At 36.4% G+C, this 5,322-nt stretch carries 4 protein-coding genes and 1 pseudogene; 2 read left to right on the top strand and 3 right to left on the bottom strand.

The features are described 5' to 3' along the window. Both H5163_RS20855 and H5163_RS20850 read right to left on the bottom strand, forming a co-directional pair. A partial coding sequence (locus H5163_RS20855) for a transposase (RefSeq protein ID WP_182735871.1) occupies positions 1–621 on the bottom strand: 621 nt, incomplete at its 3' end. 467 nt (positions 622–1,088) lie between these two features. Beyond that, positions 1,089–2,873: a serine hydrolase gene (locus H5163_RS20850; protein ID WP_182735870.1), complete on the bottom strand. Its 1,785-nt coding sequence runs from the start codon at positions 2,871–2,873 to the stop codon at positions 1,089–1,091. A 258-nt stretch (positions 2,874–3,131) separates the two neighbouring features. Between H5163_RS20850 and H5163_RS20845 the strand changes: the two genes are divergently transcribed. Beyond that, positions 3,132–3,476 carry a PadR family transcriptional regulator gene (locus tag H5163_RS20845; protein ID WP_124018348.1) on the top strand — a complete coding sequence of 115 codons (345 nt, stop codon included), beginning with the start codon at positions 3,132–3,134 and terminating at the stop codon, positions 3,474–3,476. Beyond that, a complete protein-coding gene (locus H5163_RS20840; RefSeq protein ID WP_182735869.1) occupies positions 3,473–4,087 on the top strand; it encodes a hypothetical protein in 615 nt (204 codons plus the stop codon). The genes H5163_RS20845 and H5163_RS20840 overlap by 4 nt, the downstream gene beginning before the upstream one ends. Positions 4,088–4,887: 800 nt before the next feature. Here H5163_RS20840 and H5163_RS20835 read toward each other — a convergent pair. Next, positions 4,888–5,322: pseudogene (locus tag H5163_RS20835) on the bottom strand (hypothetical protein); the annotation flags it as partial.

The raw sequence follows: 5,322 nt of genomic DNA, 5'->3' as shown, positions 1-5,322 counted from the left end.
GTTTTCAATAAAGTCCTCACAACCCAAAACCGACAATAACTTTTTAGCACTATAAAAAGCGCTTATTTCTTTATTATTTTCAAATTCAACAAACTGTTTATAAGCAGCATATTTACGCTTTTTGCTTTGCAGCGAAAATATAAAATCTCGAACGAGCCATTTGGGCGTCGCTACCCTTCTAATGAAGGTTGAATAGCTAGACCACTTATATTTAACAAGTTCTTCTACCAACGGTGTACTCGTTTCAATTGGGTTACGATGAATATATCGACTAACATGCAATAAGTAGTTATCAGCATCCACAAGCACAGCTTTGTACCGCCCCCTAAACAGCGCACCATCTGTATTATGCGCTCTATTAAAGTATTGAGTATAAAGGCCATTAATATGCTTCATGGCTCGACCTAAATTTGCATCTGGGGTTTTGATTAGCAGGTGGTAATGATTGGCCATTAAACAATATGAATGCACTTCAATATTAAAGCGAAGGCTTGCTTGCTCAATGCAATGTAAAAAATACTCAAAGTCGTTATCATTTAAAAAGATATTTTCGCGCCCTCTTCCACGATTCATTACATGATAAAACGCATTTTCATACTCTATTCGCAGCGGCCTAGACATAGTAATTCACTCAATGAGTAGTAAACTATAAATCTAAACCTTTGATGTCTGAAGTCAAGATTTGACCCTTTTAACCGTTTTTCTCCATTAATGATGCTAATGGGGCCGAAATATCAGCATTCCTATCGGCGCCGTGCTGTTGGTTTCTTGCATCAATGGTCTGCAGCGAATGACATCCTGCCATCAATAGACATGCCATTATTATGAGAATTATGTTCATCAAATTTTCCATATCTATTGTTTGATAGGGTGGCTTCTGATTGACAATCACTAAATTTATCTTCCGGTCTTGATCAATTGCAAAGCTTCCTATTCCCCAGTTAGATTTATATTCGCCAAGGGGCAAACTATAATAAAAATGAACGCTGGTAATTTACTAGTCGGTTTGAATGGCGTAGTAAAAGGCGGTAAGTCAAATATGTCGAGAAGCCCCCCGTGATCACAGCGAAGTCACGGGGGGAAAGTTACTATTGCTTAATTGCTTGATGTTCGACCATTTGGTTGTAGCTAAAGCCAGTGATTTGATTTTTATTATTACGGGTAAATTTAAGAGTTAAATCTTGATGCTGCTTTATAACATATCCGTCAATAAGTAACTTATCACCCTCTATGCTGAGCAGTTTAGATGTAAAACCATTCTCTTCTTTGGGGATTGGTGAGGAGTTTTGAATGCCTTTAATTTTTCCATCTTTATCGAAAAAGACCGACATATCTACAATGCCTTTTTCAAAAATTAGTCGCTGCTGGATCTCGTCATTATCATTACTTTTTGAAAAGCTATAGTGATTTTCTAAAGCGCCAAGTTCTGCTTCTAATTGCTGCCAAAACCCTTGAAAAACATCGAGCGGTGCAGAGGCCATTTGCTCATCAAAAATTTCAGCCAATTTAGTTAAATTGTTGTTATTAAACAGGTTAAATAATTTTGTAGCTGTGTCCGTGAATTGATCTGGTGGTAGGTGAGTCACTTGCGCTAAGTTATATAATGTCCAATTTTTTAAGCCAATGGTGTTAATTTTCAAAGTATTATCTTTGAGTGTTATCGCTATTTGATGGTCATCATCAAACGCATAACGGCCTACATATTGCTGTAAATCTAGGGTGTTATTGCTTACTAAAGACACTATATCGGGCGTTTTATGGGCTAACAAAATCCCTGAAACTTGTTGAATAATTTTTTTTCTCATATCAATTGAGAGGTCAATATTACTAACATTATGTACATGATTCATATATATAATAATGGTTATATTTCGCTCTGGAAGGTAAATAAAATCTGCCACTGTGCCTGCAGTTGCACCATCATGGCGATAGGCTTTTTGACCCCATAATGTTGTCATTTCCATGCCATAACCATAAAACTCATTATTTCTTCTCAAATCCACAGGGTTAGAAAGTAAATAATCAAACTTCTTGTCTTTGAATATTTTATGGGCATTCATTGCATCTACCCATTTGAACAAATCTCCTGTGGTTGAATAAAGGCTTGCTGCACCGACTAACCAACTGTTGTCTATTTTAGTGGTGTGTACTTTGTCGGAACCTATGCCGCTATAGCTCTCGACTAACAGCGGGCTATTGTCAGGTCTGGATGCACTGGTATTTTTCATGCCAGCAGGTTCGAAAAGGTAGGTTTTTAGGTAATCAGCGTAAGTTTTTCCTGATGCTCGCTCAATAATGTCAGCTAATAAAATATAGCCAGTATTGGTGTATTCATAACGGCTGCCTGGTTCAAATGAGTTAGGCAGATCTTTAAAGCTATCAATTAATGACTTGTTTGAGATGGGTAAGGTTTTCTCGTGCATGAGTGGATCATTATCACCGTCAATACCTTTGCCCGTATCCATAGGATCTGGAATACCGGCAGTATGAGTTAACAGTTGGTAAATAGTCGCTTTTTGACCCACTTCATTTTGATAATAGGGTAGGTATGTCTCTATGGGGTCTGCTAATGATAATTTACCTTGTTGCGCTAATAATAATATGGCGCTAGCGGTAAATTGCTTTGAAATTGAACCTATTGCAAATACTTTATCACTATCATTGTTAACTTCAGTTTTTACATTCGCGAATCCATAACCCCAGCTATAAATAATTTTATCGTCTTTTTTAATCGTTATTGCACCATTAAAACGACCAAGTTGCTCATATGAAGCCATTAATTTTGAAACTTCGGTTACGTCATATTCATTAGCTTGGACATGGCTTATTAAACCCAAGGTTAGAATTATAATGGCTATATTTTTAATATTCATTTGATCACCTAAAACCCATACTATGTACATTGCATTGCTAGGTAGTCTAGTTCAATAAAATATACATAGCAATACAATGTACGTAGTTAAATTTATTTGGCATAGTAATCATGGGGTTTAGATGATATGTTTATCAAGTAACCTAGGTTATCTTCGACTAATAACAACATTTTTAAAGTAATACCGAACAGAAATTGCAATGGTATGTATATCGTTTTACTATGTAGTCATGATTAAATTATTAAAGATAACTGTGCCATGCTTTCCGATCAGATCATTGACCGATGGTTGCCTCAATTTCGTAAAGGTTTACTAGAATTTATTATCTTATTAAAGTTAAAACAAAACATGAGTTATGGTTACGAAATAGCGTCGGAGATTAAAAATCTTACTTCAATAGAAGTCGCTGAAGGAACACTTTACCCGTTACTTAACCGTTTAAAGCGTGATGGATTAGTTCAAACAGAATGGAAAACAGCCGAGGTTGGTACACCACGTAAGTATTACCAAATTACCGACGCTGGTATTGAGACTTTAGATAAAATGAAAGTAATTTGGACTAATACACATAGCTCAGTGCTAAAAATGGTGATGCAATCATGACACATCAATTTCCTATTAAAAGTGAAACATCTAAAAAATTATGGAGTAACTTTGAGCGCGAACTTAATCACAAGTTAGCACCTTTATCGGTAAGTGAAAAAGATGATATTAAGATGGAAATTTTAAGCCATTTATATGAGTCAGCTTTAAATGATGGCGCTGAAAGTGAAGAAAAAAGAATTATTAATGCTATTGACCGTTTAGGTGAGCCTGATTTATACCTGACACCATTAATTTCAGATATTTTGCATGCGCAAAGTGTCGCTAAAGGGCACCCCAAAGCGATATTAAAAAGCTTATTACAAATTACTCAAAAAAGCTTATTACACTTGTCTTTAACTGCTATTTTTGGCTTTGGATATTTTATTTCGTTTATCTTTTTTATTATGGGAATAATGCATATATTCAACCCTGAAGTTGGCATTTGGCTGGATAATAATGGCGGGTTGCTATCACTCTCTTTTTCTCATCAAGATAATGCAACTCAATGGTTGCCTGCGCAGTTTTCATTTATCGCCATTTTAGCTAGTGCGTTTGCCTATTGGGGATTGAGTAAGCTGTTATATCTGTTGATTTTTAAACCTAATCTTACAAAAAAAAGCTCATATTAAGTGGCTAGCATTGTGTGAAGATGATTGCACTATTTTAGTGATATATAGAAGTTTACTTAGCGCGAGTTTGTAGGTGTGCCTCAAGGCTGATCTGCTCTCAGTGACAATTACATAGCTCAGCCTTGATATACCGTCAGCGGAAGTCGTATCAAACGGAGAACCTTCTGGCAGCAAGACAAAACTTGGGTTGATAGGTACAAAATGAAAGGCCGGTACATCTGGAAGTGCTATTTCCAAGTCAGATAAGCGATGAACCACCCAGCGTATGTTCTTTAGCTCCAAGCTGGCAAATTCATTACAAACCACACTTTGTGGCTATTAACTTCATGATCTTCTGGGTAGGCCCCAAATGTTATCGGGTATAATGAGGTATATCTGCCTCCCGTTGGCCAGTTTTTGCAATCTACTCTGAGATAATTTCAGGAGTGATTTATGCAAGGCTTAAGGTCCAGTGTATGAGTAAGTCATAGGTGAATAATGTACGACCGGGATGTACCGATTAATCGTAGATATGGCAATGCGTTTGTAACTTGATTGATGTTATTGAATGGACTGACTGCCGAGGATAAGAAACTGTAAAGTGATTGGTTCAAGGCGTTATTGATCATGATTCGGTACAGGGCATATGAAGATTAACGCTTGCAATCTCTAATGCTTACGGGTCGTATCAAAAATTTGGCTTCACCGTCCTAAACCAAATGGAACAAAATGGGGTCTGGAACAAAATGGGGTCAAATCTTGACTTCAGACATCAAACCATTTCGAAGTTTTTCGTATTGAACCAAATGAACCAAATGGGGTCAAATCTTGACTTCAGACATCAAACCATTTCGAAGTTTTTCGTATTGTAATTTAACCTTTTTATCTTCAACCATTAATGTATTCAACCTACCGACAGCTTTCGATATCGCCGAATAGTGTTCAACATTAAAAACATCTGCTAAAGCCTGCAAATTTAATCCCGTTAAATCTTGGCATAATTTTATAGCAAACCAGCGTGGTAAATTTTTCTCTCTTCGCCCCTTTTTAACCGTTATAATCTCATCAACTTCATCATTAAAGTGTTGAGCTAAGTAAGCAATTACAACATCTGCTGAGCGTTTTTTACTAACAAGCTTTCTTTCGCTATCTGACTTGGCAATATAGTCTTTTATGTTTTCAATAAAGTCCTCACAACCCAAAACCGACAATAACTTTTTAGCACTATAAAAAGCGCTTATTTCTTTATTATTTTC

The sequence above is a fragment of the Pseudoalteromonas sp. SG44-8 genome, assembly GCF_014164125.1.
Lineage (GTDB): Bacteria > Pseudomonadota > Gammaproteobacteria > Enterobacterales > Alteromonadaceae > Pseudoalteromonas > Pseudoalteromonas rhizosphaerae.
Note: the sequence above shows the minus strand (reverse complement) of the source record. Positions and strands in the feature narration are given on the sequence as shown.

Bases quoted from the DNA above. Each gene is read 5' to 3' on its own strand.
- H5163_RS20850 (WP_182735870.1), bottom strand. From the start codon at position 2,873: ATGAATATTAAAAATATAGCCATTATAATTCTAACCTTGGGTTTAATA.
- H5163_RS20840 (WP_182735869.1), top strand. From the start codon at position 3,473: ATGACACATCAATTTCCTATTAAAAGTGAAACATCTAAAAAATTATGG.
- H5163_RS20845 (WP_124018348.1), top strand. From the start codon at position 3,132: ATGCTTTCCGATCAGATCATTGACCGATGGTTGCCTCAATTTCGTAAA.